Genomic DNA, 25,877 nt, shown 5'->3' with positions numbered 1-25,877 from the left:
GTTACTGCGCTTCCAGGGCAACTTTGCTGCCCTGTTCCTGCAAGCGCGCCGCCTCGGCCAAGGCCTGGGCGCGCGCTTCCTCTGCCGCCTGTTCCGCTTTCTCCAGTGCATCATGGCGCGCTTGCAGCGCCGCGCGGGCGCGCACGAAGACGATCTTGATGGCCGCCATCACGGGCACGGACAGGAAGATGCCCACCACGCCCCCCAGCTGGTCGCCGGCCAGCAAGCCGACGATCACCATCAGCGGGCTCACTTCCACGCCTTCGCTCATCAAGTACGGGTTGACCACGTAATCCTGGAACAAGCGGTAGGCGGCGATAAAGCCGATCAGCCAGAACACGTGCTCGAAACCGCTGAAACCGGCCACGACCACGGCGATGACGGCGGCCGCCAGCGGGCCGGCAAACGGAATGAATTCCAGCAAGGCGGCCGCACCGGCCAGCAGCAGGCTGTACGGCACGCCCATCAGGGAAAAGGCGATGCTGTAGGACACAAAAGTGGCGATCGACAGCAGCAGCAGGGCGCGCACATAGCGCGACAGCAAGATGTCGAGGTCGTCGATGATGGCACCCCACAGCTTCTTGTTGGGACGGTTCAGCAGGGACAGCAAGCCGTCGCGCATGTCCGGCCCTTCCTTGATCAGCAAAAAGCTCAGCACGGGCACCAGCACCAGATAGATCAGGTTGCTGGCCGCATGCATGACGGTCAAGCCCAGTTCCTTCGCCAGCGGCATGGCTTGTCCCGTACCGCTGCTCAGCTGCGTCTGCATGAACGACAGCAGGCGCGCGCGCAACGGTTCCATGAATTCCGGCAAAGGAATCCGCTCGGCAAAATTATTGCCCTTGAGCAGGGTCGGCAATTGCGCGCTGAGTTTGCTGGCTTCTTCCTCGATGCGGGCACCGAAGATGGAGCCCAGTATTGCCACCAGCAAGATCACCACGAGGAAGACGATGCCGATGGCAGCCGTGCGCGGCAAGCGCTTCGGGCCATGGCGTTCCAGCAGGCCGATCAGCGGATACACGAGGTAGCTGAAGAAAATGGCAAAGACCACGACGATCAGGGTCGACGAGACCTTGTAGGTGAGAAAGAGCAGGAAGGCGATGAGGAAAGCCGTCCACACCATCTTGGCAACGCGCAAGTTAAAACCGAACATATGAATTCCTTAGGGCAGGATGCGACGCAAGCGTGACTGGCTTGAAGGGCAGGGTGGGCAAGGCAGGGATCGGGCCGCGCCGCACGGCCGGAAATCATACCGCAAAATGCCAAAATGCCATGCTCTTGTGCGTAATGGCAATGCTTTTCCCTGTCTGGACTCCCCTCAGGCCTATTTTTCCCGCCAGCTGGCGACGGTGATGAAGACGCCGTCGTCCTTGTCGGGTTCGCGCAGGGTCACCGTATAGCGGCCGCTCGCATCGCTGCCCGTGAACACGACCTTGTCGTCATGGCCCTTCACTTGCGCGCCCTTGGCCAGCGTGGCGTAGGTGTTGAGCACCCAGTGGAAATCGGCATAGCTGCGCAGGGTGATACTGGCGTCGGGCATGGGCTCGTCGCCAGCCTCGGCCGCTTGTGTGCGCATGGGCGAACCGGCCAGGCCCGCCGGCGCGATGAGCTTGCCGCCGCTGGAACTGCTGCTCAATTCCGCATTCGGCAGCAGCAGGTGCCGCAAGCTGGCGGGAAAGCCGGGCGGCACGTCGCGCGCTTCCCAGCCGGGCTGGCCGGGGCGGGTGGTGATGTATTCCACCGCAGCAATGCTTTGCCGCCGTTCCGGCGCGGCCTTTGCCAGCATGGCCGGCAGTTGCCGCGCCCACACGAGCAGCGGCGCGGCCATCTCGTCCTCTGCGCCCGGCGGCAGGAACACCGTCAGCACGGCGTGCGTGGACGGCAGGCAGGCGGGAGCGGCGTCGCCGATGGCTGCTCGGCAATGGCCGTTGACGAGGCCCAGGGCCAGCAGCTTGCGTTGCGGGTCGAACAGCATGGCGGCGCGCCATGCACCGTGCGTGCTGGCATCGATGGAGGCCAGCACGGAGCGCCCGTCGGGCAGCATGGTGCGCGTGATGTCGTCGAGCGACTGCATGCTGTCGAGCACCTGACGCGCGATCAGGGTGTTGCCCTGCGTATAACTGCCGCGCGCGTAGCCGAGCAGTTTCAAGACGTCGGCGCGGATTTCGGGATGCGCGCTCAGGCGCAACGGTGGCGACGGCACGGGCACGGTGGCGGCCACGAAGGCGGCATCCTCGGCAGGAGTGGCTTGTGCCATGCTGGCAAGCGGCAGGCACAGGGCGGCGCACAGCGACAGCATGCGAACAGTGATTTTTCCTGGGGTATTCAATGACTATCCTTGTCGAGACGCCATGCCGGAGGGCTTGCCGGCATGCGCGGGCCGCGATCTTAGCATTTCATGAATGAATCTCTTTCTGCTAAGCTTGGCTATTGAATCACTGTCCCCCGTTGTCATGGCCCAGATCACTATTTCCTGCAGTATTCCCGTCGACGATGAGGCAGTGACCGAGTTCCTGCACAAATATCTGGGCCGCTCGCGCCTCGGCACGGCCAGGATGTTGCGCATGGGAGAGAAGGGCTGTTTCTATACCGGCTCCTTGTATACGGACGAGCACGCCAAGGTGAGCCGTTTGATCCGCCGCATGCTGGCTTTCTTCGAGAGCAAGGATATCCCCTTGACCATCCTCAAGATCGGAGCTCAAGATAGCTGGTATGAGGTGGACCCCGAGCGGCGCGATCCCTGGAAGATTGCGCCGCAAACCTTGCTGGCGCTGCTCGATGCGGCGCCGGACGGTGGCGTTCAGGCGGCGTTGAGCACGTAGCGGTTCTTGCCGCTTTTCTTGGCCTGGTACAAGGATTCATCGGCGCGCCGGTAGCTGTGCGACAAGTCCGCTTCCTTGATCAGTTCGGCCATGCCGATGCTGACGGAGACCTTGCGTTCCGGCACGAAAGCCGCCTCGACGCTGTCGACCAGCTGCGCGGCAAAGGCGCAGGCGGCGTTCTTTTCACCCAGATAAATGACGGCAAACTCCTCGCCGCCCAGGCGGCCGCACAGGTGCTCGCCCGACAGTTCACCGATCACCTCGGCGATCTTTTTCAGCACCTCGTCGCCCACGTCATGCCCGTACACGTCGTTGATTTGCTTGAAGTCGTCGATGTCGATCATCAGGAAATACGCGGGCGTATGCGCCGTGCGCTGCAAGGTGCGGGCGCTTTGCGTAAACATGCGTCGGTTGTTGAGCCCGGTCAAGCCATCCTTGTAGGCCATCGTCGCCAGCTCGCGCTGGGCGCGGTAGTTGTTGATGCGCAAGACGAGAAAATAGATATTCAGCGCCAGGCCGATGATCACGCTGATGGTGACGGCCAGCACGGGCCAATGCTGGTCGGCCTGGCCCGCATGCACGGGAAATTGCCCCAGCCCCAGGATGGCCCACACGCACAGCGATACGCCCAGGTAATACGCGATGCCGCTGAAGATGGGCGCCGTCGTCAGCGTGATCATCACGCCCAGCGGCAAGACCCAGAAAGCGGGATCTTCCGTGCCCAGCATCAGCACGCGAAAGCTGAAAGCGATGAACAGCACGCTGATGGTGCCGCTGGCGATGATGGCTTGCAAGGACTTCGCATACACGGTCAGCAGCAGCCCGACCAGCATGCCCGTCAAGCCCAGCGCCGCCTGCGCATGATCGAGCGAAGCGCGCGGCAAGGTCAGGCTGAACGTGACCAGCCAGCAAGCCAGGCCAAACGTCAGGATGGCTATCGAAATGAAATGCAGTTCCTTGAAAAAGCGCTGCTGCTGCTCCCGTTCTCCTGAAAAGAACAGGTAATAGAAGGCAGGAGACAGGCTGCGCGAAGTGAACATTGCATTTGTCCAGGCAGACAACACGCCTTGCGGCAGGGACGCCTCCCGGCAACGGCAGGCGGCATGGCGCGCGTACAAAATTAGTTGCGCTCAGGAACTAGTGTACTGGTTTCTTGGGGGCAGTGGGGAGAGTGGCGAGGAAAACGGCTGACACTGTCCTGCCGCCGCCACAGTAGCATGTGGCGGTGCGGCAGCGCGGGTGGTCACAGGTCGCGCGCCAGCACCTGGCCGATCAAGTCCTTGCCAAAGCTGTGATGCGCCTCTTCCTCGACCAGCTGGAAGCCGGCCTTGTCGTAGATGCGGCGCGCATCGGTGAGGATGCTGTTGGTCCACAATACCATTTTCGTATAGCCGACCTTGCGGCTGAAGCGCAGGCACTCGTCGACCAGGCGGCTGCCGATGCCCAGGCCGCGCGCGCTGGGATCGACATACAGCAGGCGCAGCTTGGCCGTCGTGTCGTCCTGGCGCACGATGATGACCGAACCGATCACCTTGCCGTCCTTCTCGGCGATCCAGCAGCGCTCACGGGCCGGGTCGAATTCCCGCACGAACTTGGCGAGGATGTCGGCGACGAGCGCCTCGTACTCGTTGTTCCAGCCATATTCCTGCGCATACAGCACGGCTTGCCGATGGATGATCCAGCCCATGTCGCCCGGCTGCGGATTACGCAGGAGATAGCTGGGCGATGGTTCCCCCAGCAAACCCTGGATTTGCTCCATGGCAGCGACCAGCTCCTGCTGCGCCGTCGACGGCAGACGTTCCAGCATGGCGGCCACTTCGCGCCGCGAGGCGTCGACCAGGGGGGCGAGGGTGCGCTGTCCCTGCTCGGTCAGCTGCAATTGCGCCGCGCGCGCATCCGTGGGCGAGCGCGTCTTGGCGATCAGCCCCTCCTTTTCGAACCCGGCAATGACCCGGCTCAGATAGCCAGCGTTCAAGCCCAGTTCGCGGCACAGGTCCGCGCTGGTCAGCTGCTCCCGGTGCGCCAATTCATACAGGATGCGCACTTCTGTCAGAGAGAATGCGCTGTCCAGCAAGTGTTCATGCAGCACGCCAATCTGGCGCGTATAGAAACGGTTGAAACGACGCACGATCTCCGTGCGTTCGCCGAGTTGATCCGCCTGCATGTGATACCTCCATTTGCTTGCTTATGGCAGATTATTGCTTGCTTAAAGCAAGTATGTCAATAGGGCGGCAGGATTCTGGCAGGCATAAAAAAGCGGCCCTGAAGAGGGCCGCCTTGGCAGTCACGCAAACCAGGGAAGCTGGCTTACACGTCGATATTGCCTGCGCGCAGCGCGTTGTTTTCGATGAAGGCGCGGCGCGGTTCCACGTCGTCGCCCATCAAGGTGGTGAAGATTTGATCCGCCGCAATGGCGTCTTCGATCTGCACTTTCAGCAGGCGGCGCACGGTCGGGTCCATCGTCGTTTCCCACAGTTGATCCGGGTTCATTTCGCCCAGACCTTTGTAGCGCTGTTTCGAGACGGTGCGTTCGGCTTCGTCGCGCAGCCATTGCATGGCCTGGTGGAAGTCGACCACGGCGATTTCCTTGATGCGCTCGCCTTCGCCGCGGCGGACAAACGCGCCTTCGCCGATCAAGCCTTCGAAGGTGGCGGCGCCGCTGCTCAGCACGGCGTAGTCCGGGCCTTGCACGAAGTCGGCGTCGATGGCCGTCACTTTGACGTTGCCGTGGTACATGCGCTCGATGTGCAGCTTGTGTTTTTCCGACAAGTCGTCGGAACGCACATGCACGCGCACGGCGCTGTCGTTGATGGCCGTCTGCAGGGCCAGGGCGGAGGTTTCCGCCAGGTCCAGGGTCGACAGGTCCAGCTGCACGCCCGTCATGATGGCCGTCAGGGCGGCGCGGTCGATGACGCGCGTCAAACGCGTCATGATGGTGTTCGACAGGTTGAACTTGCGCACCAGTTCCGTCAGCGTTTCGCCGGAAATGCCTTCCGCGCCTTCGCGCGGCACCAGCACGGCCGTGTTCAGCGCCACGGTCATCATGTAGCTCGCTTCCTCGGCGTCATCTTTCAGATAGCGCTCGTCGCGGCCCGCTTTCACTTTGTACAGGGGCGGTTGCGCGATGTAGATGTGGCCGCGCTCGACCAGTTGCGGCATCTGGCGGTAGAACAGGGTCAGCAGCAGGGTACGGATGTGGGCGCCGTCGACGTCCGCATCGGTCATGATGATGATGCGGTGGTAGCGCAGTTTCTCGACGTTGAATTCGTCCGGTCCGATCGAGGTGCCGAGCGTGGCGATCAGGGTGGTGATCTGCTCCGACGACAGCATTTTTTCGAAACGGGCTTTTTCCACGTTCAAGACTTTACCGCGCAGCGGCAGGATCGCCTGGAATTTGCGGTCGCGCCCTTGTTTTGCCGAGCCACCTGCCGAGTCACCCTCGACGATGTACAGTTCGCACAGGGCGGGGTCTTTTTCCTGGCAGTCGGCCAGCTTGGCCGACAGGCCCAGGCCGTCCATGATGCCTTTGCGGCGCGTCAAATCGCGGGCCTTGCGAGCCGCTTCACGGGCGCGCGCCGCTTCGACGATCTTGCCGCAAATGATCTTGGCGTCGTTTGGTTTTTCTTGCAGGTAATCAGCCAGCGTCTTGGCGACGATCTCTTCGACGGGGCCGCGCACTTCCGACGACACCAGCTTGTCTTTCGTCTGCGACGAGAATTTCGGTTCCGGCACTTTCACGGACAAGACGCAGGTCAAGCCTTCGCGCATGTCGTCGCCGTTGATTTCCACTTTCGCCTTTTTGGCGAACTCGTGTTCATCGATGTATTTGTTGATCACGCGCGTCATCGCCGCACGCAAGCCCGTCAGGTGGGTGCCGCCGTCGCGTTGCGGGATGTTATTCGTGAAGCACAGCACCTGTTCATTGTAGGCATCGTTCCACTGCATCGACACGTCGACCGAGATATTCGTGTTCTGGTCCGACATGCGCTCGCCCGTGGCCTGGAAAATGGTCGGGTGCAAGACCGATTTGGCCTTGTTGATGTATTCGACGAAGCCGCGCGTGCCGCCTTCGAAGGCGAAGACTTCTTCCTTGCCCGTGCGCTGGTCCGACAACTTGATGTTGACGCCATTGTTCAGGAAGGACAGTTCGCGGATGCGCTTGGCCAGGATTTCGTAGTGGAATTCCACGTGCGTGAAGATTTCCTCGTCGGCCCAGAAATGCACGTCGGTGCCGCGCTTGTCCGTTTCGCCGATGACCTTGATCGGCGAGGTGGCGATGTCGCCCACCATGACGATCTGGCGGTCCTGCGGCACGCCGCGCACGAATTCCATGTGATGCACTTTGCCGTCGCGGCGGATGGTCAGTTTCAGCAATTTCGACAGACCATTGACGCAGGACACACCCACGCCGTGCAAACCGCCCGATACTTTGTAGGAGTTCTGGTCGAACTTGCCGCCCGCGTGCAGTTCGGTCATGACGATTTCTGCCGCCGAACGCTTCGGATCGTGCTTGTCGTCCATTTTCAGGCCGGTCGGCACGCCGCGGCCATTGTCGGTGATCGAGATGGAATTGTCGCTGTGGATGGTGACGTGGATTTCCGTACAGTGGCCGGCCAGCGATTCATCGATCGAGTTGTCCAGCACTTCGAATACCAGATGGTGCAAGCCGGTGCCGTCCGAGGTGTCGCCAATGTACATGCCCGGGCGTTTGCGTACGGCTTCCAGGCCTTCCAGGATCTGGATGGAGGCGGCGCCGTATTCTTCCGTTTTGGCCTGGATCGGGGTGTCTTGTGGATTCTCGGACATGGACTGCTTTCTCAAATAACGATTGCTGATTGCGGGGCCTGACCCTGTCGGATCAGACCCCAGTTTTGCATTGGGTTACGCTTAAATGCGCATCGGCATGACAACGTACTTGAAGTCCGCGTTGTCAGGGATGGAAATCAGGGCGGACGAGTTCGAGTCGCCCAGCGCGATGTTGACGTATTCGCATTTCAGGTTGTTCAGCACGTCCAGCAGATACGTCACGTTGAAGCCGATGTCGACGGAATCGCCGCCGTAGTCGATTTCCAGCTCTTCGACGGCTTCTTCCTGGTCCGCATTGGTCGAGCTGATCTTCATGCTGCCCGGGGTGATGATGCAGCGCACGCCCTTGAACTTGTCGCTGGTCATGATGGCGGCACGTTGCAGCGAGCGCAGCAGTTCATCACGGCCGATGGTGAAGTCGTTTTTGTAGCCTTTAGGAATCACGCGCGTGTAGTCGGGGAACTTGCCTTCCACCAGCTTCGAGATCAGCTCGATGTCGGCAAAGGTCAGTTTCACCTGGTTGGCGGCGATGTCCAGCTGCACCGGCTCATCGTTCTCTTCCAGCAGGCGCTGCAGTTCGATGATGGTCTTGCGCGGAATAATCACTTCCTGGCGCGCAAACGTCTGCTCGGTAGCCACCTGGCAAAACGCCAGGCGGTGACCGTCGGTGGCCACGGCGATGACATTATTGCCATCCAGAACCAGCAGCAAGCCGTTCAGGTAGTAGCGGATGTCTTGCTGCGCCATCGAGAAATGCACCATGTTGAACAGGTGCTTCAAGGTTTTCTGGGGCAGGGTGACGGACGCGTTGTAGCTTTCCGCTTGTTGCACGGTTGGAAACTCTTCCGCCGCCAAGGTTTGCAGGGCGAAGCGCGACTTGCCCGTTTGCACGGTCAGGCGCTTGTTCAGCAGGGTCATCGTGACGTCGCCCGATTCGGGCAGGGCGCGCAGGATGTCCAGCAGCTTGCGCGCGGCCACGGTGGTGCCGGTGACGTCCGCGCCGGAACCGATTTCCGCGTGCGTGGTGATCTGCACTTCGGTGTCGGTCGACAGGAAGGAGACATTTTCACCGTCTTTGCGGATGAGGATATTGGCCAGAATCGGCATAGTGTGCCGACGCTCGACAATACCGCTCACGATCTGCAGTGGCCGGAGAAGGGTATCTCGGGTGGTTTTGACCAATTGCATATTTATCCTCAATGTATAGGTATGAAGTTTAACGTAGTAATTTAACAATCATTGCAAGGGGAGCCCCGGCAGGCCGGCTGCGGCGCTCTCCCAGATAATAAGGGTAAAGCACGTTTTGAGCCAGCCTTGCCCAAGCGGCGCTTAGCCTTTTAACGTTTGTTCCAGCACATGCAATTCATGGTTGCATTCCGGGTTCTTGGTGCGGTCCAGCGCGATCTTGCGCACGGCATGCAGCACCGTGGTGTGGTCGCGGCCGCCGAACAGCTCGCCGATTTCCGGCAGGCTCTTCTGTGTCAATTCCTTGGCCAGGTACATGGCGATCTGGCGCGGCCGGGCGATATTCGCGGGGCGGCGCTTCGAATACATGTCGGCAACCTTGATATTGAAGAAGTCGGCCACCGTTTTCTGGATGTTTTCCACGGAAATCTGGCGATTCTGCACCGACAGCAAGTCCTTCAGCGCTTCCTTGACGATATCGATGGTGATATCTTTGCCATGGAAACGCGAATACGCGAGGATCTTGCGCAGCGCGCCTTCCAGCTCGCGCACGTTCGAACGCAAGTGCTTGGCGACAAAGAACGCCACGTCGTCGGAGAAGGTCACGCCTTCCTGCTTGGCTTTTTTCAACAGAATCGCCACGCGCATTTCCAGTTCCGGCGGTTCGATGGCCACCGTCAGGCCCGAGTCGAAGCGCGAGATCAGGCGGTCGTCCATGCCCGTGATTTCCTTCGGATACGTATCCGAGGTGATGATGATCTGTTTCTTTGCGGCAATTAATGCCTCGAAGGCATAGAAGAACTCTTCCTGCGTGCGGCTCTTGCCGCCAAAGAATTGAATATCATCGATCAGCAGCATGTCGAGCGAGTGATAGTAATGCTTGAAGTCGTCGAAACCCTTGCGCTGGTAAGCGGTCACTACGTCGCGAACGTACTGTTCTGCGTGGATGTAGCGGATCTTCGCGCCCGGATTGTCGGCCATCACCTGGTTGCCGATGGCGTGGATCAAGTGGGTCTTACCCAGGCCGACGCCGCCGTAGAAGAACAGCGGGTTGTACGACACGCCCGGATTGTTCGCCACCTGGATGGCGGCGGCGCGCGCCAGCTGGTTGGCCTTACCCGTCACGAAGCTGTCGAAGGTCAGGTCGGTGTTGATGCGGCTCTGCTCGCGGCGCGGCGCGGCGCCGATGCTCAGTTCCGGCACGCTCGGCTGCGGCTCCGCGGCGCGCGCGCTGGGCGCGCCGCCATTCGGATCGCTGGCCGGGGTGCTGGCGGTGACGGGTTTCTTCGGCAAGGCCAGGCGCGGGTCGAGCACGAACTGCACTTCCGTCGGCGCTTCGAAGTACTGAATGGCCAGGGCAGTGATGCGGCTGGCGAACTGGGTCTTGACCCAATCGAGCTTGAAGCGATTGGGCGCAGCAATGCGCAGCTTGCCCTCTTCGTAATCGAGAGGGATAAGCGGTTTGATCCACGCACTGAATTGTTGCGGTGTCAGCTCCAGTTCCAACTGCGCGGAACAGGCCTGCCAGAAATTATCCATGTATGTCTATGTGAAAAGGTGTGGGAGGGCGTATCGATTCTGCCCTGCGTTCACCGTGTTGCAAGGCCGGCGTCGCGCGAGGGCTCGCCACACGTAACGCGCTATTCTACTCCCGACTGCGAAAGTTATCCACAGGCACGGCTGTTATTTTTGTGTGGCGGGGTGGGGCACCGTGTGCATAAGAGGCGACTTATCCCCCGGTTATCCCGTCACAGGCAGTGCTGGCGCGGCCTGTGGCGGGGCCTTGCCGGCAGATGGGGGCCGGCGCGCAAATTTCCGGGCGATCACGGCAATCCTTGACAAGAGGGGGGCATATGCTGAATAATTCAGGGTTCCCCGCCCGTATTCCGTGTTTATTCATTTGGAACGACAATATGGACTAAGCGTGGATTAAGCGGGCGATGAGATTGGCCAGCTTGTGCCTTGGCATAAGTGCGCGATTGTCATTGGCACCAAAAACTGACGGGACGTCAGACCCGATTTTGCATTTTTTTTGTTTTTAGCGAGACCAACATGAAACGTACTTACCAACCTTCCGTCGTTCGCCGCAAGCGTACGCACGGCTTCCGCGCTCGTATGGCTACCCGTGGTGGCCGTGATGTGCTCAACGCACGTCGCGCAAAGGGCCGCAAACGTCTGGCCGTCTAGGCTTGTCGTTGACAGCTGATCGCGTGGCTAGCTGTACTCCAGTCGGCAATCAACGCGAAGGTTCACACGACTTCGCGCGCGTTCGGCGTATCGTTAAAACGGATGAATTTTCATCCGTTTTTCGTTTGCGCCCTTCGCAAAAAACAGCGCATTTTGTGCTGTACACCCGACACAATCAATTGCCGCATGCGCGGCTGGGCGTCGTTGTGGCCAAGCGTTTCGCGCCGCGCGCGGCGACCCGCAACACGATCAAGCGCGTCACGCGCGAGCTGTTTCGCAACAGCGCGATGCCGCCGGTCGACTGCGTGGTGCGTTTGTCGCGCGCCGTCAACAGCAAGGATGGCCCGGCCACCACGACGCAGCTCAAAGCCGAGCTGCGCGAGGAATTGAGCCGCCTGTTCGCGGCGCAAATCGCCGCCCAGGCCCGTTCTGTTGCTGCGCCACCACCATCCGCGCCATGAAAACCCTGCTGCTGTTCCTGCTGCGCGCTTATCAGTTGCTGATCAGCCCCATGCTGGGACAGAATTGCCGTTTCTATCCGAGCTGTTCGCATTACGCGATGGAAGCGCTGCGCGTGCACGGTACTGCCAAGGGCAGCCTGCTGGCTGCCAAGCGCCTGTGCCGTTGCCACCCCTGGAATGAAGGGGGCGTCGACCCGGTGCCGCCGGCCGATTGCAAACAATCTTCAACGACCGCTTGCGGTTGCAACCACTCCTGACAAATACCCTAATGGATATCAATAAACGTACCATCCTGTGGATCGTGTTTTCCGTCTCGCTGGTAATTCTCTGGAACGAATGGATGATCTCGAACGGCAAGCCGTCGATGTTCTCCGCGAACACGGAACAAACCGCCAAGGCGCCTGCGACCCCTGCCAAGACGGCTGCCTTGCCAGCCGCGGCAGGCGTGCCAGCCCTGCCGGGTGACGCTGTCGATCCCGCCGCGTTCAAGCGCGAAGTGATTACCATCACCACCGACGTCATCAAGGTCGATATCGACACCCTGGGCGGCCAGGTCAAGCGTCTGGAATTGCTGAAATTCAAGGGCGCGGGTAATCCGGGCTGGTTTGGCGGCTGCTTCGGCCTGTTCAAGGTATGCCAGCCGGACGACGGCAAGCAAAACGAAGTACTGTTCGACGAAGGCGCGAACCACACCTACCTGGCGCAATCGGGCCTGGTCGGCGGTCCCTTCCCTACCCATGCAAGCGGTTTCACCGTGCAGCCTGGCGTGCGTACCCTGGCTGATGGCAAGCAAATTCAACTGGTGATGGAAGCGGTCGAAGGCGGCGTCAAGCTGACCAAGACGTTTACCTTCAAGCGCGGCGACTACGTCATCGACGTGCGCCATGACGTGTCCAACGTGGGCGCGGCCCCTGTCACGCCGCAGTTGTATCTGCAACTGACGCATGACGGCAACAAGCCGGTCGGCGACTCCTTCTTCAACAGCAGCTTCACGGGCCCGACCCTGTACACGCCGCAAGACAAGTACCAGAAGCTGACGTTCGAGAAAATCGAAAAAGCGGCCTTGGAAGACGAGAAGAAGGGCAACGACAATGCCATGAAGGGCCTGCACCCGGCGACGGCGAATGGCGGCTGGTTTGCGATTTCGCAACACTTCTTCGTGTCCGCTTTCGTTCCGCCTGAGAACGCTAAGCGCGACATCTTCACGAAGAAGGTCGGCCCCAACCTGTACGCCATCGGCAACGTGCTGCCCCTGCCTACCCTGGCGCCAGGCGCCTCGGCCAGCATGGACAGCAAGCTGTACTCGGGTCCGCAAATCGCGCACCTGCTGGAAAACGTCTCGCCTGGCCTGGAACTGGTCAAGGATTATGGCTGGCTGACCATCATCGCCAAGCCGATGTTCTGGGTCATGGAACAGATCCACAGCGTGCTGGGCAACTGGGGCTGGACCATCATCGCCTTCACGATCCTGATCAAGCTGCTGTTCTTCCCGCTGTCGGCCGCCGGCTACCGCAGCATGGCGAAGATGAAACTGGTCACGCCGAAGATGCAAGCGATCCGCGAACGCTTCAAGGGCGATCCGCAAAAGATGAACCAGGCCACGATGGAGCTGTACAAGACGGAAAAGATCAATCCGCTGGGCGGCTGCCTGCCGATCCTGATCCAGATGCCCGTTTTTATCGCCCTGTACTGGGTCTTGAACGCGTCCGTGGAAATCCGCGGCGCGCCATGGATCGGCTGGATCACCGACCTGGCCCAGCATGACCCATGGTGCATCCTGCCCGTGCTGTACGCGATCTCGATGTTCATCACGACCAAGCTGAACCCGGCTCCGGCCGATCCGATGCAAGCGAAGATGATGCTGTTCATGCCACTGGCATTCTCGGTGATGTTCTTCTTCTTCCCGTCGGGCTTGGTACTCTACTGGGTCGTCAACAACGTCCTGTCGATCGGCCAGCAATGGGTGATCACCAAGAAATACGCGCCTGCCGTCAAGTAAGTCCGGCCAGCGAACAGAAAGCCCGCCTCGCGCGGGCTTTTTTTTGACATCCTACCCAGTGGCTACGATGTCAAAAAAGTGGGTTTTGCCGGTTTTCCACTGACCCCCTTCATGTGCACTCGGTTTGTCGCTGAACATAGCGCGGCTCCCGCAGCCTTCCCCGAATAATCTACAATATCCCCATGAAACTCGACTCTTCCCCTATCGCCGCCATCGCCACCGCTCCCGGGCGCGGCGGCATCGGCGTGGTACGCGCCTCCGGCAAAAACCTCGCTCCGTTAATGACGGCCCTGTTCGGCGCGCAGGCGCTGAAACCGCGCCACGCCACCTACCTGCCATTTACGGAAAGCGACGGCGCCATCATCGATCAGGGCATCGCCATCCATTTCAAGGGCCCGCACTCGTACACGGGCGAAGACGTGCTGGAATTGCAGGGCCACGGCGGCCCCGTGGTGCTGCAGTTGCTGCTGGCGCGCGTGCTGGAAGCGGGTAAGGACAGCGGCTTGCGCCTGGCCGAGCCGGGCGAATTCACGCGCCGCGCGTTTTTGAATGACAAGCTTGATCTGGCGCAAGCCGAAGCCGTGGCCGACCTGATCGATGCCTCCACGGAAGCTGCCGCCAAGTCCGCTTCGCAATCGCTGTCGGGCGCGTTTTCGAACACCATCCACGCGCTGGTCGAACAGGTGACGGGATTGCGCATGCTGGTCGAGGCGACCCTGGATTTCCCGGAAGAAGAGATCGACTTCCTGGAAAAATCGAATGCGCGCGGCCAGTTGAAGGCCGTCATCGAAGCATTGCATAAAGTGTTTGCGCAGGCGGCGCAGGGCGCGCTGCTGCGCGAAGGTCTCAATGTCGTGCTGGCGGGCCAGCCCAACGTGGGCAAGTCATCCTTGCTGAACGCGCTGGCGGGCGCCGACGTGGCGATCGTCACGCCGATCGCCGGCACCACGCGCGACAAGGTCAGCGAAACCATCCAGATCGAAGGCATTCCGCTCAACATCATCGACACGGCCGGCATCCGCAGCGCGGGCGACACCATCGACGCCGTCGAGCGCATCGGCATCGAACGCACCTGGGGCGAGATCGGCAAGGCCGACGTGATCCTGCACTTGCTTGACGCAGATCATGGCCCGACCTTGGCCGATGAAACCATCGTCGCCGCCTTCCCCGAGGGCGTGCCGGTGGTGCGCGTGTGGAACAAGATCGATCTGTCGGGCCACAAGCCCAGCGTCGACAGCCTGCCCGACGCCACCCACGTGTATCTGTCCGCGCACGAGCACATCGGCATCGACTTGCTGCGCGCCGAGCTGCTGCGCATCGCCGGCTGGCAGCAGACGGGCGAATCGCTGTACCTGGCGCGCGAACGCCATTTGATTGCGCTCAAATCGGCCGGCAAGCATCTGGACATCGCCGCCGAACACGCGGCGCAGGACGACCAGTCGCTGGACCTGTTTGCGGAAGAACTGCGCCTGGCGCAAGTGCAGCTGTCGAGCATCACGGGCGAGTTTTCGCCTGACGATCTGCTGGGCGTGATTTTCAGCCGTTTCTGCATCGGCAAGTAAGGGCACACGATGAAAATGTTGATCGCTGCCGTACTGTGCTGCCTGCCCTTGCTGGCTCAGGCAGAGGAAAAGCTGCCGCGCGACGTGGTGCAGTTCATTGATCATGCGCAAATGTGCGAACACTTTGCCGGCGAGTGGGATGACAACGACAAGGCGCGCCAGCGCGAGATCACGCAAGCCGTGGCCGCTTTTTGCGGCCAGGCGCAGCGGCAGTGGAAACGGCTGTCCGCCAAGTATGCGGGACAGCCGAAGCTGGAAAAAGTCATTGCCGACAATGCCAATGACGCGGTGCGCAGTTTCCGGAAATAACGGCTGCCCTGTGTTGCGGCGGCTCAGCTCTTCTTGCGCTTGGCTTGCTCTTCCCTGAATGTCTGGAAGGCTTCGATATGCTCGGCCCGCCGCAGCACGCGCGAGCGCGGGTCGAGCGTGTACGTGGCGCCAGCCGGCAGGGGTAGTTCGCCAAAGCCCAGCGCCATGGAAACGGTATGGATTTCCTTGCCGATACGCACTTCCACCGGCATCAGGAAGGCGAGGTCGGCAGGCGTCTTCCACAGCAGGCGCAAGGTGTCGCCGTCCCGCACGGCGGACAGCTCCGGCAGCGCGGCCTGGTACAGATAGGTCTGGAAGAACCAGTCGTAATTGCTGCCCGTGACTTTGTTGACGATGGCCATGAATTCCTGCGTGCTGCCATAGCGGGGCTGGAACTGGCCCGGCTGCGGCTGCGGCTGTTCCGTGCCGTAGACGAGCAGGCGCACGGCGCGGAAGAAGGCGTCGTCGCCGATCAGGCCGCGCAAGGTGTGCAGCACCAGCGCGCCTTTGGCATAGATGTCGCCGCCGGGCCCTCCTTTTTTCTCGTCGTAGACTTCTTCCTCGCTTTTCGGCTTGCCCGACACCATGGGCGCCTTGTTGGCGATGCCGGCGCGCATTTGCTGTAACGCAGCAAAATATTCCTGCTCTCCCCGCAGATATTGCATGTACAGCGGTTGCATGTAGGTGCCGAAACCTTCGTGCAGCCACATGTCGTCCCAGTTGCTGTTGGTGAGCTGGTTGCCGAACCATTCGTGCGCAAATTCATGCTGCAGCAGTTCGTCGTAGCCATAGCTGGTCTTGGCGAATTTGTTGCCATAGGCATTGATGGTCTGGTGTTCCATGCCCTTGTGCGGCGTTTCGGCGATGCCGACCTTTTCATCGCCAAACGGGTAGGGGCCGATGACGCTTTCAAAAAAATCTAGCATGGGCGGCAATTCCGCGAACAGGGCGCCCGCCTTGGCTTTGCTTTCCGGCAGATACCAGAATTGCAGGGGGATGCGGTTGCCGTAGCGGCTAGCGTACTCGCCCTGCAGGCTGCGGTAGGGCGCCACGTTGAGGGCGATGCCATAGGTGCTCGGGTGCTTGGCGCGCCAGTGCCAGGTGCGCCAGCCGTCGGCCTCATCCATGCCAAGCGCGACGCCGTTGCTGGCCGCCACCAGCGGCGCCGGCACCTGGATGTGCTGGTCGATCAGCTGGGCCTTGCCCATCGGGTGGTCGATGCAGGGCCAGAACAGGTCGCAGCCTTCGCCTTGCACGGCGCTGGCGATCCACGGCGCGCCATCGGCCGTGCTCGACCACACCATGCCGCCATCCCACGGCGCTTTCACGGCAACGTGCGGCACGCCGTGGTAGACGACGCGGATGGTGGTGCGCGCGCCGGCCGCGAGGGTGGCCGGCAAGGTCATGCTCAGGCGCCCGTCCGGGTTGGCGTAGTCTTGCGGCCGCAGCGCCTTGCCGTCGATTTCGATGGCATCGACGGGCAGGCTGCGGTCCAGGTCCAGCGCGAAGCGCGAGATCGGCTGCGTCGCCAGGAAGGTCAGGCGCGCGTCGCCGGCGATGCTGCGGTTGGCCGGGTCGATGCGCAAGGTCAGGTCGGCGTGTTCGAACACCACCGCCAATTGTTCCGGCGTGCGTTCGGCGCCCGAATTGAGGGTGTAGGCGGTGGGCGCCTGCGTGGCGCAGGCGCTGAGCAGCAAGCAGGAGAGCAGCAAGCAGGAGAGCAGCAGGGGGATGTGTTTCATGGCAGGCGCGCAAGTGGACGGAACACTGATTGTAGTGTGAAGTGACAATGTTGTCGTTTGGAAATTTCACGGCGCCGATGGGGCAAGCGTGGCCGCCGTTGAGAAATGTCATGGGCTTCAAACTGCGCTGACGTAATCTTGCTGAGCGGCCTTGAAGTGCCGCTAGGAAAGGAAGCGCCATGGACAGCAAACAGCCGGATGTCGTGGAATGCGGGGATGAGGTCGTGGCGCGACGATTGCCCGCCATGCCGGAATTGATCGCCACCTTGCCGCCGAAAGGCGCGTGCTGGTACTGCGACAAGCCGCTCGACGCCGTGCGCCGCTTTTGCGGCAAGAGCTGTGGCATGGCTTACGCGGAAGAGGCGCAATACCACCCTTGAGTTCGGTAATTAGCGGCGCCGCAGCAGCGCCGCCAGTGCGCCGTCGTAGTCGAACTCATGCGCGGCAGCCGCCACTTCCTGGTAGACGTGCACGCCCAGGCTGGCCGCCAGCAGGCTGGCCGAGTTTTCCAGGATGTCGATGGCTGCGCCGTCGCCTTCGCGCAGGTGGCTGGCCAGGCGCGCCAGCAGCAGCTGGATGGCGGGCGCGGCCGGATCGGGCGCCACGTCCTGCGCCGCCGTATGGGTGGCCTCCGGCGTGCCCAGCATGCTGCTGACCGCGCCCAGCAATTGATCTTGCGCCAGTTCCAGCTGCAGCATCTGCCGGGCCAGGTCGGGCGCTTGCGCGCGCAGTGCCGATTCCAGCGTTTCCGCCAGGCCGTGCACGTGGTGCGCACCGATCATGCCGGCGGCGCCCTTCAAGGTATGCGCCTTCAGGCGCGCGGAGGCATAGTTGCCCGTGTCGAATTCGGCGCGGATCTGGCACGGCGTGGTGCCGTGGTCATGCAGGAAGCGGCGCAGGATTTTCAGGTACAGGATGCGGTCGCCCATGATGCGGCCCAGTCCGTTCTCGACATCGAGAATACGGACCATGTCGGATGCCGCGAGGGCGGCATCATCATCGCAAGTGGCGTGTGGTTTCATCATGCCTGGTGTGCAGAGGGCCCCAAAACTTGTCAATTGCATTCACGCAATATCTATCATTTTACATCCAGTTGCCCTCGCTACTGCGTCCGCTTGGCAGACGCTGCCAGACTAACGCGTCGTGAATGACCAGTTGCGCGTGACGCTCGCACCATTGACTTTGCCGATGAAACTCACGTCATAGGTGGTGGCCGCCAGCAGGGGGGCCAGCGGGATGATGGCGGCTACCGAGCGCGATGTATTGACGGCATCGGTTTCCTTGCTGAGCAGGCGTACCGTCAAATCCGCGCCGGTGCCACGCTGGCGCACGGTGAATGTCGTCACGCTGAGGGTGGCGTCGAAATTCGCATGGACGCTGATGGGGTAGCCGACCACGTCCTGGTTGGGTACGGGATCGGGTTCCTCTTCATTGCTGGCGAAACTGGTGGCGACCTTGGTCTGTCCGTCGAACGGGTAGCTGACGATCTGGCCGGCCGGCAAGCCGGGACCGTAGCGGCTGTTGCCCGCCAGGTCGGTGGTGAAATACGCATAGCCGCTGTTGTTGACGGCCGCGCCGGCGCCGCCTTCCTTGAAGACCGGTTCAAAGATGAGGAAGCGGTGATACACGGCCGTGATCAGGTTTTCCGCCATGTAGAAACCGGAATTGGTCGACACGCCCGCGATGACTTCGCCCCAGACGGAAGTGACGCCATAGCCGGACGCGGTCAGGCGGTCATACAGTGTTTCGCCGGTAAAGCCGGGCTTGCCTTTGACTTGATTGTGCACCACCACATTATTGCTGTTCAGATAATTGGAGTGGCCGAGTGCCGCGTTGTCGATCTGGCTATTGCGCACCAGCGGCGCCAGGCCGATCTGGCCGCGCCGGTAATTGATCCAGTTGAAACCATCGGTGGCGATATTGTTGCTGAGGACGGGAGCGCCCGGCTCCTGTGTCAGCTGCCCGGCCTGGGTCGAGGTGTTCAGCGACGTCTTGCCGCCGTTATCGCCGCCGCCGCAGGCGCTCAGCAGGGCTGCACTCAGCAGGGCGGGTATCCAGTACTTCCAACGCAGTGACGAGACAATCAAGTTGACTCCTGTATAGGTAGGCGGGCAGCGGTGGGGGCCGGCGTGCTGCCCTGTGAAACGATTCTAAGGCATTTTTATGTGCCGTAGAGCATCAATGACAAGATATGTCGCGTGCTCGTGCGCAGACGGTGCCGCAGCTGCGCAGGGTAGAATGAGCATAGTGCAGCGTTTGCCGCTGCGTTGCCTCATTTCCGCTACTTTGATTGCCCACAAATTTGAACACATTGCCCAAGTCGCGCCTGCAGCGCGCCAAATACGCCTTGCCCAGCATGGTGACTTTGCTTTCGATAGCCTGCGGTTTTGCCAGCATCGTCATCTCCGTCGATAACGCCGGTGTCGGCAACCCCGCCGATTACCGGCTGGCGGCCGCGCTGCTGGTGCTGGCCGGCGTGTTCGACGCGCTCGACGGCTACGTGGCGCGCCTGACGAACACCAGCTCGCAGTTCGGCGTGCAGCTCGATTCCATCGCCGACGTGATGAATTTCGGCTGCGCCCCGGCCGTATTGCTGTACTGCTACGGCTTCGTGCAGATGGGCGTGCACGATCCGCTGCTGCTGCGCTTTGGCGGCATGGCCAGCTTCTTCTTTGTCGCCTGCGGCGCCATGCGCCTGGCGCGCTTCAATGTGAACGTGGGACGGACGGATCCCCTGTATTTCGTCGGCATGCCGATCACGGCCGGGGCCGCGTGCGTGGCGGCCGTCGTGGTGGCCTGGCCGGCGCCCATCGATTCCATGCTGCACAGCTATTTGCTGATGCTATTGCTGGTGGGCGTGGGCAGCCTGATGGTGTCGACCTTGCGTTTCCCCAGCTCCAAGCAAAAGAAAAGCCTGGCCGCGCTGCTGGTGCTGATCGTCGCCGTCGCCCTGCTGGTGTGGCTGAAGACCAGCTTCTTCGCGCTGTTCTTCGCCGTCTACATCGGCGCCACCCTGGCGCTCAACCTGGCGTGGCACCTGGGCTGGCGGGGTATTGCGTTGCCGCAAGTCTTTAATGACCCGGACGAGATAGACTAAGCCACCTCGTGCCCGCGCGCGGCGCGCAGGATGGCGAACCAGTCGCTGCGGCTGAGCGCAAATTGCGTGCCTTCCACGGCCACGCCGACGGCTTCGATGCGGCCCGTGCCCGTCAGCGGCAGGGGGCGGCATGGCAGTTGCATGATCCAGGCGAATACCACGCTGGCAAACGGACGCTGCAGTTCATCCGCGATCTGCTTGATGACATTGCGCAAGTTCTCCACATTCGCATCGCCGCCCTGGAACAGCCGTCCGCCCGCCAGCGGCGACCAGATCATCGGCGCCACGCCCACGTCCTGCAAGCCGTCGAAAGTTTCATCGAACAGCGGTGTCACGTGCAGCGGTGAAAATTCCACCTGGTTCGTCACCAGCGGGAAGCGCCGGTGCAGGCACTCGAACTGGTGGCGGCTGAAATTCGACACGCCAAAGTGCAAGACCTTGCCCGCCGCTTTCAATTGCGTGAAGGCGCCGGCGATCTCGTCGAAATCCATCAGCGGGTCGGGGCGGTGGATCAGCAGCAAGTCCAGGCGGTCCGTCTGCAACTGGCGCAAGGTCTGTTCCACGGAACTGGTGATGTGCGCCGCGCTCGTGTCGTAATGCTGGATGGCATGGCCGGGACGGTGCGGCGACAGCAGCTTGATGCCGCATTTGCTGACCAGCTCCATCTTGTCGCGCAAGCCCGGCTGCAGGGCCAGCGCTTCGCCGAACAGACCTTCGGCGCTGTAATCGCCATAGATGTCGGCATGGTCGAAGCTGGACACGCCCAGCGCCAGGCATTGTTCGATGAAGGCCAGGCGTTGCTGCGCAGACATATTCCACTCGCCGATGCGCCACATGCCGGCGACGATGCGCGACAGTTCGGGACCGTTGCTGCTCAAACGGCTGCGCGGCGCTTGCAGGCTGGCGGGAAATACATGGCTCATGGGCTGGCTTTCTGATGGTGGCGTAAGGGGACTCGCCACGATTATAGCCAGCTAATCTAGAGCATGCTGCGGATAAAGCGGCAACACCGCTCCTGCAAGGCCGCATCGAGCTGGCCGCCCAGCTGCATCTGGTACACGAGCGCCGATTGCAGCATGAAGGCGAACAGGCGCAGGTCGAGGTCGGCGCGCACGCCGATGTTGAGCAGGCGCTGCACCACCAGGCTGATCCACGGCGCGACGATCTGCTCGCGAAAGCGCAGCTGCGCCGCCGCATCGTTGTGGATCAGCACCAGCAGATCGCAGGTGAAGCGGCCGTCGGCGTTCAGGTTGTCGAAGATGCGCGCGCAGATCGCTTCGATTTCCTGGCCGTCCGGCATGTCGAGCGCGCGCTGCAGCTTTTCCGCCGTACGCTTGACGAGCGCATCGAGCAGCATGTCTTCGCGGCGCGGCCAGCGCCGGTAGATCGTCTGGCGCCCCACGCCGGCAGCGTCGGCAACCATCTGTATCGTCACCGCGTCGAGCCCATGCAGGCGCACCAGCATGACGATCGCTTCCAATACCGCATCTTCCACACCCGCCTTGCGCGGGCGGCCACGCGCCACTGCCTCTTTTTTGATCACGTCTAACCTGTCTCTGAATGTTTCTTTTAATTATGGTACGATGCGCACCGTAAATGTAAAGCAACTGCTTGTCAATCATCCTGATCAATTAACCGACAGGCAGGTACGCCGCGCCGCGATACTCCAGTCATCTCTACGTGAAATCTGCACTCTCCGCGGCGCGTGTCCGCATTTTCTCTCTGACTCCCACATCCATCACTGTGGCGGCTCGTGCCGCCTGAGGAAAACCTATGAAAATCATCGGGATTTCGCCCCATCGGCGTAACTTCCTGCGCAAGGCCGTCGGCGCCGCGCCTGCCGTGGCCTTGCTGGCCGGCGCCGGCGGCGGCCTGGCCATGGCCGTCTCCAAGGACCAGCCTGCCTACAAACCGCGCTTTTTCGACGCCACCGAATGGGCCACCCTGACGGCGCTGGTCGACCGCCTGATCCCCGCCGACGGCGAAGGGCCGGGCGCGCTGGAATCGGGCGCGCATGAATTCATCGATGCGCAGATGAACACGCCCTACGCGTATGGCGCGCTGTGGTACATGCAGGGGCCGTTCGTGCCGTCGATCGAACAGTTCGGCTACCAGTTCCACATGGCGCCGCGCGAGCTGTACAAGAGCGCCCTGGCCGGCGTCAACGCAGCCGTCCATAAACAGTCCGGCAAGCCTTTCGTGCAGCTGAACGGGGCCGAGCGCGACGCCGTCATCACGCAATTGCAAAAGGGGACGTTGGACATCGGCGAAGTGCCGGCCAAGGTCTTCTTTAATCAATTGCTGCAAAACACGCGCGAAGGTTACTTTTGCGATCCCGTGCACGGCGGCAACAAGGACATGCTGGCCTGGAAGATGGTCGGTTTCCCCGGCGCGCGCGCCGACTACATGGATTGGGTGGAACAGTATGGCAAGAAATACCCGCTGCCCCCTGTTTCTATCGCATAAGACTTTTTGTAGCAGATCAAAGAAAAAGAAAAACCATCATGAGTGATATCAAACCAGATGTAAAAATGAAGCCTGTCGATGCCGTGATTGTCGGCTTCGGCTGGACCGGCGCCATCATGGCCAAGGAATTGACGGAAGCGGGCTTGAACGTGGTCGCGCTGGAACGCGGCGAGTACCGCGACACCTATCCCGACGGCGCCTATCCGAAGACCCTCGACGAGCTGACCTACATCCAGCGCAGCAAGCTGTTCCAGGATATGTCGAAAAGCACGTTCACCTTCCGCCACAGCATCACGGGCGTGGCCGTGCCCTACCGCCAGATCGGCGCCTTCAAGCCCGGCACGGGCGTGGGCGGCGCGGGCTTGCACTGGTCGGGCATGCACTGGCGCGTCTTGCCGGAAGAGCTGCAGATCCGCAGCCATTACGAACGCCGCTACGGCAAGAAATTCATCCCCGAAGGCATGACGATCCAGGACTTTGGCGTGACTTACGCCGAGCTGGAGCCGCACTTCGATTTTGTGGAAAAAGTCTTCGGCACCTCGGGCCAGGCATATAAGGTCAACGGCATCGTCGTCGGCGACGGCAATGTGTTCGAGGGCGACCGCTCCGACAATTACGCGCTGGCGCCGCAAAAAGTGCCGTACACGGCCGAACTGTTCCGCCGCGCGGCCAAGGCCGTCGGCTACCACCCGTTCGTCAACGCTTCGTCGAACGCATCCGGCCCGTACACGAACCCGTACGGCTGCCAGATGGGACCGTGCAACTTCTGCGGCTTCTGCTCCGGCTACGCCTGCTACAACTATTCCAAGGCTTCGCCCAACGTCAACATCATGCCGGCCCTGCGCATGGTGGCCAACTTCGAATTGCGCGCCAACTGCAACGTCGTGCGCATCAACCTCGACGGCAGCAAAAAACGCGCGACGGGCGTGACCTATATCAATGCGGATGGCAAGGCCGTCGAGCAGCCGGCCGACCTGGTTATCGCCAGTGCCTTTGCCTACAACAATGCGCACCTGTTCCTGTTGTCGGGCATCGGCAAGCCATATGACCCCGTCAGCAATGAAGGCGTGGTGGGACGCAACATCGCCTACCAGATGATGTCCACCATCCAGACCTTCTTCAAGGAAGACACGAACACGAACCCGTTCATCGGCGCCGGCGGCACCGGCGTCGCGCTCGACGACTGGAATGGCGACAACTTCGACCATGGCCCGCTGGGCTTTGTGGGCGGCTCGCCCGCCTGGTGCAACCCGGCCGGCTCCAAGCCGATTTCCGGCATCGCCACGCCGGACGGCACGCCCGCCTGGGGTTCTGCCTGGAAAAAGGCCGTCAAAAAGAGCTACCTGAACACGGTCTCCTTCGACTGTCACGGCGCCAACATGACGTATCGCGACTGCTATGTCGACCTCGACCCCACCTATACGGACAAGTATGGCCAGCAATTGCTGCGCTTTACCTTCGACTGGAAGGAAAACGACATCAAGATGAGCCGTTTCGTCACGGACAAGATGATGAAGGTGGCCGAAGCCATGAATCCGGAAGCTATCAAGGTGTCCGTCAAGAACGTGGGCGACCACCTCGATTTGCGCAACTACCAGACCACCCACTGGGCGGGCGGCACGGCCATGGGCGCGGACCGCAAGACCAGCGTCGTCAACCGCTACCTGCAGAGCTGGGACGTGCACAACGTGTTTGCCGTCGGTTCCAGCGTGTTCCCGGTCGGCATCGGCTACAACCCGACGGGCCTCGCTTGCGCGCTGACCTACTGGTCGGCCAAGGCCATCCGCGAGCAATACCTGAAAGATCCCCGTCCCCTGGTCGCTTGATGAAGAACAAGAAGATGAACAACACATTCACCCATACCGTGGGCGCGCTGCTGCTGGCGCTCGCCTCCGGCACTGCCTGGTCCGCCACCACGGCCGCTGCCACCACTCCGAACGCCCAGCTGATACGCCAGGGCGAATACCTGGCCCGCGCGGGCGATTGCATCGCCTGTCATACGGCCGGCACGAAAGGCCATCCGTTCGCGGGTGGCCTGGGCATGGAAACGCCGATCGGCAAGGTGTATTCCACCAACATCACGCCGGACAAGAAGGCCGGCATCGGCGACTGGAGCTTTGCCGATTTCGACAAGCTGATGCGCACGGGCGTGACCAAGCACGGCTATACCGTGTATCCGGCCATGCCGTATCCGTCGTACTCGCGCCTGAGCGAGGCGGACATGCAGGCGTTGTACGCCTACTTCATGCATGGCGTGAAGGCGGACCCGACGCCGAACAAGGCGGCCGACATCCCGTGGCCATTGTCGATGCGTTTCCCGTTGACCATCTGGCGCTGGGCCTTCGCTCCCACGCCGCAGCCGTATAAAACGCCGGTCACGGGCGACGCGCAATTGCTGCGCGGCGCCTACCTGGTGCAGGGCCTGGGCCACTGCGGCGCCTGCCATACGGCGCGCGGCGTGGGCATGCAGGAAAAGTCGCTGACGGACGAGGGCAATACCACCTTCCTGGCGGGCGGCGGCGTGATCGACGGCTGGTCCGTGCCCTCGCTGCGCAATGAACACGGCGGCGGTTTGGCGCGCTGGAGCGCGGCGGAGATCGCCGAATTCCTCAAGACGGGCCGCAACAGCCATACGGCCTCGTTCGGCGCCATGAACGACGTGGTGGCCCATTCCATGCAGCACATGACGGATGGCGACCTGGCGGCGATGGCGAAATATTTGAAATCCCTGCCGCCATCGAATCCGGCCACGCCTGCCTTCGTGGCGGACGACAAGCTGGGCAAGCAATTGTTCAGCGGCATCGTCAATTCCACGGGCGCGCAGCTGTACCTGGACCGCTGCGCCGGTTGCCACCGTTCCGACGGCAAGGGCTACGACAAGGCTTTCCCTGCGCTGGCCGGCAATGCCGTGCTGCAGACGAACGATCCCACGTCTGCCATCAACATCGTGCTGTCGGGCGGCGCCGTGCCCGCCACGCGCACGGCGCCGTCGGCGCTGACGATGGCGCCGTATGCCGACATCTTCAACGATGAGCAGACCGCCCAGGTGGTGACCTTCATCCAGACCAGCTGGGGCAACCGCGGCACGCCCGTGACGGCGGCGCAGGTGGCCAAGGTGCGCAAGGTGTCCGTGCCGGTGGAGCCATCGCAGACGGAAGCGACGTTTGCGGCAGGCCGCCACGGCACCTTCCCGCCCGTGGCGCGCCAGCCGCACTTGAAGGATTTGCCGGCGAAGTAATTG

At 61.7% G+C, this 25,877-nt stretch carries 24 protein-coding genes; 12 read left to right on the top strand and 12 right to left on the bottom strand.

Going from position 1 to position 25,877, the window contains the following annotated elements:
- Nucleotide 1 precedes the first annotated feature (1 nt).
- Together O3301_RS23235 and O3301_RS23230 are read right to left on the bottom strand one after the other, a co-directional pair.
- Nucleotides 2-1,153 (bottom strand): AI-2E family transporter, encoded by a 1,152-nt coding sequence (locus O3301_RS23235; RefSeq protein ID WP_289919947.1) that lies wholly within the window; start codon nucleotides 1,151-1,153, stop codon nucleotides 2-4.
- A gap of 171 nt (nucleotides 1,154-1,324) precedes the next feature.
- Entirely contained in the window at nucleotides 1,325-2,329 is a 1,005-nt protein-coding gene (locus tag O3301_RS23230) for a hypothetical protein (RefSeq protein WP_305057623.1), read from the bottom strand.
- A 124-nt stretch (nucleotides 2,330-2,453) separates the two neighbouring features.
- Between O3301_RS23230 and O3301_RS23225 the strand changes: the two genes are divergently transcribed.
- Nucleotides 2,454-2,822, top strand: coding sequence for a hypothetical protein (locus O3301_RS23225; protein WP_305057622.1), 369 nt, complete (start codon nucleotides 2,454-2,456; stop codon nucleotides 2,820-2,822).
- On the opposite strand, the gene O3301_RS23220 is transcribed toward O3301_RS23225, so the two are convergent.
- The 5 genes from O3301_RS23220 to dnaA form a co-directional block, all read right to left on the bottom strand.
- Nucleotides 2,801-3,862, bottom strand: coding sequence for a diguanylate cyclase (locus tag O3301_RS23220; RefSeq protein WP_099666155.1), 1,062 nt, complete (start codon nucleotides 3,860-3,862; stop codon nucleotides 2,801-2,803). The genes O3301_RS23225 and O3301_RS23220 overlap by 22 nt on opposite strands.
- Nucleotides 3,863-4,065: 203 nt before the next feature.
- Nucleotides 4,066-4,986, bottom strand: a complete 921-nt coding sequence (locus O3301_RS23215; protein ID WP_305057621.1) for a helix-turn-helix domain-containing GNAT family N-acetyltransferase — start codon at nucleotides 4,984-4,986, stop codon at nucleotides 4,066-4,068.
- Nucleotides 4,987-5,129: 143 nt separating this feature from the next.
- Complete coding sequence (gene gyrB, locus O3301_RS23210; protein WP_099666165.1) at nucleotides 5,130-7,628, bottom strand: DNA topoisomerase (ATP-hydrolyzing) subunit B; 2,499 nt, start codon at nucleotides 7,626-7,628, stop codon at nucleotides 5,130-5,132.
- A gap of 81 nt (nucleotides 7,629-7,709) precedes the next feature.
- Nucleotides 7,710-8,816 (bottom strand): DNA polymerase III subunit beta, encoded by a 1,107-nt coding sequence (gene dnaN, locus O3301_RS23205; protein ID WP_034754341.1) that lies wholly within the window; start codon nucleotides 8,814-8,816, stop codon nucleotides 7,710-7,712.
- A 141-nt stretch (nucleotides 8,817-8,957) separates the two neighbouring features.
- On the bottom strand, nucleotides 8,958-10,352 hold the full coding sequence (gene dnaA, locus O3301_RS23200) for a chromosomal replication initiator protein DnaA (protein WP_034781304.1): 1,395 nt from the start codon (nucleotides 10,350-10,352) through the stop codon (nucleotides 8,958-8,960).
- 513 nt (nucleotides 10,353-10,865) lie between these two features.
- On the opposite strand from dnaA, the gene rpmH reads away from it, so the two are divergent.
- From rpmH to O3301_RS23170, 6 genes are all read left to right on the top strand, one after another.
- Nucleotides 10,866-11,000 (top strand): 50S ribosomal protein L34, encoded by a 135-nt coding sequence (gene rpmH, locus O3301_RS23195; RefSeq protein WP_010401996.1) that lies wholly within the window; start codon nucleotides 10,866-10,868, stop codon nucleotides 10,998-11,000.
- A 23-nt stretch (nucleotides 11,001-11,023) separates the two neighbouring features.
- A complete protein-coding gene (gene rnpA / locus O3301_RS23190; RefSeq protein ID WP_099380766.1) occupies nucleotides 11,024-11,461 on the top strand; it encodes a ribonuclease P protein component in 438 nt (145 codons plus the stop codon).
- Nucleotides 11,458-11,718 carry a membrane protein insertion efficiency factor YidD gene (gene yidD, locus O3301_RS23185; protein WP_010401993.1) on the top strand — a complete coding sequence of 87 codons (261 nt, stop codon included), beginning with the start codon at nucleotides 11,458-11,460 and terminating at the stop codon, nucleotides 11,716-11,718. The genes rnpA and yidD overlap by 4 nt, the downstream gene beginning before the upstream one ends.
- A gap of 11 nt (nucleotides 11,719-11,729) precedes the next feature.
- Nucleotides 11,730-13,460 carry a membrane protein insertase YidC gene (gene yidC, locus O3301_RS23180; RefSeq protein WP_077408891.1) on the top strand — a complete coding sequence of 577 codons (1,731 nt, stop codon included), beginning with the start codon at nucleotides 11,730-11,732 and terminating at the stop codon, nucleotides 13,458-13,460.
- 182 nt (nucleotides 13,461-13,642) lie between these two features.
- The gene (gene mnmE, locus O3301_RS23175) at nucleotides 13,643-15,022 is read left to right on the top strand and encodes a tRNA uridine-5-carboxymethylaminomethyl(34) synthesis GTPase MnmE (protein ID WP_289919953.1); all 1,380 of its coding nucleotides are present in this window, start codon (nucleotides 13,643-13,645) and stop codon (nucleotides 15,020-15,022) included.
- Between the two features lie 9 nt (nucleotides 15,023-15,031).
- Complete coding sequence (locus O3301_RS23170) at nucleotides 15,032-15,331, top strand: hypothetical protein (RefSeq protein WP_305057620.1); 300 nt, start codon at nucleotides 15,032-15,034, stop codon at nucleotides 15,329-15,331.
- Between the two features lie 23 nt (nucleotides 15,332-15,354).
- Here O3301_RS23170 and O3301_RS23165 read toward each other — a convergent pair whose 3' ends face one another.
- Complete coding sequence (locus tag O3301_RS23165) at nucleotides 15,355-17,073, bottom strand: M1 family metallopeptidase (protein WP_305057619.1); 1,719 nt, start codon at nucleotides 17,071-17,073, stop codon at nucleotides 15,355-15,357.
- A gap of 179 nt (nucleotides 17,074-17,252) precedes the next feature.
- Here O3301_RS23165 and O3301_RS23160 point away from each other — a divergent pair, with 179 nt between their 5' ends.
- Nucleotides 17,253-17,453, top strand: coding sequence for a hypothetical protein (locus tag O3301_RS23160; RefSeq protein WP_077408887.1), 201 nt, complete (start codon nucleotides 17,253-17,255; stop codon nucleotides 17,451-17,453).
- Nucleotides 17,454-17,462: 9 nt separating this feature from the next.
- Here the strand turns inward: O3301_RS23160 and O3301_RS23155 are convergent, their stop codons facing one another.
- Both O3301_RS23155 and O3301_RS23150 read right to left on the bottom strand, forming a co-directional pair.
- Nucleotides 17,463-18,098, bottom strand: coding sequence for an Hpt domain-containing protein (locus O3301_RS23155; RefSeq protein WP_099666169.1), 636 nt, complete (start codon nucleotides 18,096-18,098; stop codon nucleotides 17,463-17,465).
- A 108-nt stretch (nucleotides 18,099-18,206) separates the two neighbouring features.
- Entirely contained in the window at nucleotides 18,207-19,160 is a 954-nt protein-coding gene (locus O3301_RS23150) for a CAP domain-containing protein (protein ID WP_369812230.1), read from the bottom strand.
- 269 nt (nucleotides 19,161-19,429) lie between these two features.
- Between O3301_RS23150 and pssA the strand changes: the two genes are divergently transcribed.
- Nucleotides 19,430-20,170 carry a CDP-diacylglycerol--serine O-phosphatidyltransferase gene (gene pssA / locus O3301_RS23145; RefSeq protein WP_289907057.1) on the top strand — a complete coding sequence of 247 codons (741 nt, stop codon included), beginning with the start codon at nucleotides 19,430-19,432 and terminating at the stop codon, nucleotides 20,168-20,170.
- Here pssA and O3301_RS23140 read toward each other — a convergent pair.
- Nucleotides 20,167-21,093, bottom strand: a complete 927-nt coding sequence (locus O3301_RS23140) for an aldo/keto reductase family oxidoreductase (protein WP_305057618.1) — start codon at nucleotides 21,091-21,093, stop codon at nucleotides 20,167-20,169. The genes pssA and O3301_RS23140 overlap by 4 nt on opposite strands.
- 56 nt (nucleotides 21,094-21,149) lie before the next feature.
- Nucleotides 21,150-21,713: a TetR/AcrR family transcriptional regulator gene (locus tag O3301_RS23135; RefSeq protein WP_218965297.1), complete on the bottom strand. Its 564-nt coding sequence runs from the start codon at nucleotides 21,711-21,713 to the stop codon at nucleotides 21,150-21,152.
- Between the two features lie 230 nt (nucleotides 21,714-21,943).
- Between O3301_RS23135 and O3301_RS23130 the strand changes: the two genes are divergently transcribed.
- The 3 genes from O3301_RS23130 to O3301_RS23120 are packed head-to-tail and all read left to right on the top strand — an operon-like array spanning nucleotide 21,944 to nucleotide 25,874.
- Nucleotides 21,944-22,636 carry a gluconate 2-dehydrogenase subunit 3 family protein gene (locus O3301_RS23130; RefSeq protein WP_289900485.1) on the top strand — a complete coding sequence of 231 codons (693 nt, stop codon included), beginning with the start codon at nucleotides 21,944-21,946 and terminating at the stop codon, nucleotides 22,634-22,636.
- Nucleotides 22,637-22,674: 38 nt separating this feature from the next.
- Nucleotides 22,675-24,462 (top strand): GMC family oxidoreductase, encoded by a 1,788-nt coding sequence (locus O3301_RS23125; RefSeq protein ID WP_257218818.1) that lies wholly within the window; start codon nucleotides 22,675-22,677, stop codon nucleotides 24,460-24,462.
- A 14-nt stretch (nucleotides 24,463-24,476) separates the two neighbouring features.
- A complete protein-coding gene (locus tag O3301_RS23120; protein WP_305057617.1) occupies nucleotides 24,477-25,874 on the top strand; it encodes a cytochrome c in 1,398 nt (465 codons plus the stop codon).
- The last annotated feature ends 3 nt before the right edge of the window (nucleotides 25,875-25,877 follow it).

This window comes from Janthinobacterium sp. SUN211, assembly GCF_030587315.1.
Lineage (GTDB): Bacteria > Pseudomonadota > Gammaproteobacteria > Burkholderiales > Burkholderiaceae_D > Janthinobacterium > Janthinobacterium kumbetense.
Note: the sequence above shows the minus strand (reverse complement) of the source record. Positions and strands in the feature narration are given on the sequence as shown.

Bases quoted from the DNA above. Each gene is read 5' to 3' on its own strand.
- O3301_RS23235 (WP_289919947.1), bottom strand. From the start codon at position 1,153: ATGTTCGGTTTTAACTTGCGCGTTGCCAAGATGGTGTGGACGGCTTTC.
- O3301_RS23225 (WP_305057622.1), top strand. From the start codon at position 2,454: ATGGCCCAGATCACTATTTCCTGCAGTATTCCCGTCGACGATGAGGCA.
- O3301_RS23220 (WP_099666155.1), bottom strand. From the start codon at position 3,862: ATGTTCACTTCGCGCAGCCTGTCTCCTGCCTTCTATTACCTGTTCTTT.
- O3301_RS23215 (WP_305057621.1), bottom strand. From the start codon at position 4,986: ATGCAGGCGGATCAACTCGGCGAACGCACGGAGATCGTGCGTCGTTTC.
- gyrB (WP_099666165.1), bottom strand. From the start codon at position 7,628: ATGTCCGAGAATCCACAAGACACCCCGATCCAGGCCAAAACGGAAGAA.
- dnaN (WP_034754341.1), bottom strand. From the start codon at position 8,816: ATGCAATTGGTCAAAACCACCCGAGATACCCTTCTCCGGCCACTGCAG.
- dnaA (WP_034781304.1), bottom strand. From the start codon at position 10,352: ATGGATAATTTCTGGCAGGCCTGTTCCGCGCAGTTGGAACTGGAGCTG.
- rpmH (WP_010401996.1), top strand. From the start codon at position 10,866: ATGAAACGTACTTACCAACCTTCCGTCGTTCGCCGCAAGCGTACGCAC.
- yidD (WP_010401993.1), top strand. From the start codon at position 11,458: ATGAAAACCCTGCTGCTGTTCCTGCTGCGCGCTTATCAGTTGCTGATC.
- yidC (WP_077408891.1), top strand. From the start codon at position 11,730: ATGGATATCAATAAACGTACCATCCTGTGGATCGTGTTTTCCGTCTCG.
- mnmE (WP_289919953.1), top strand. From the start codon at position 13,643: ATGAAACTCGACTCTTCCCCTATCGCCGCCATCGCCACCGCTCCCGGG.
- O3301_RS23170 (WP_305057620.1), top strand. From the start codon at position 15,032: ATGAAAATGTTGATCGCTGCCGTACTGTGCTGCCTGCCCTTGCTGGCT.
- O3301_RS23165 (WP_305057619.1), bottom strand. From the start codon at position 17,073: ATGAAACACATCCCCCTGCTGCTCTCCTGCTTGCTGCTCTCCTGCTTG.
- O3301_RS23160 (WP_077408887.1), top strand. From the start codon at position 17,253: ATGGACAGCAAACAGCCGGATGTCGTGGAATGCGGGGATGAGGTCGTG.
- O3301_RS23155 (WP_099666169.1), bottom strand. From the start codon at position 18,098: ATGATGAAACCACACGCCACTTGCGATGATGATGCCGCCCTCGCGGCA.
- pssA (WP_289907057.1), top strand. From the start codon at position 19,430: ATGGTGACTTTGCTTTCGATAGCCTGCGGTTTTGCCAGCATCGTCATC.
- O3301_RS23140 (WP_305057618.1), bottom strand. From the start codon at position 21,093: ATGAGCCATGTATTTCCCGCCAGCCTGCAAGCGCCGCGCAGCCGTTTG.
- O3301_RS23130 (WP_289900485.1), top strand. From the start codon at position 21,944: ATGAAAATCATCGGGATTTCGCCCCATCGGCGTAACTTCCTGCGCAAG.
- O3301_RS23125 (WP_257218818.1), top strand. From the start codon at position 22,675: ATGAGTGATATCAAACCAGATGTAAAAATGAAGCCTGTCGATGCCGTG.
- O3301_RS23120 (WP_305057617.1), top strand. From the start codon at position 24,477: ATGAACAACACATTCACCCATACCGTGGGCGCGCTGCTGCTGGCGCTC.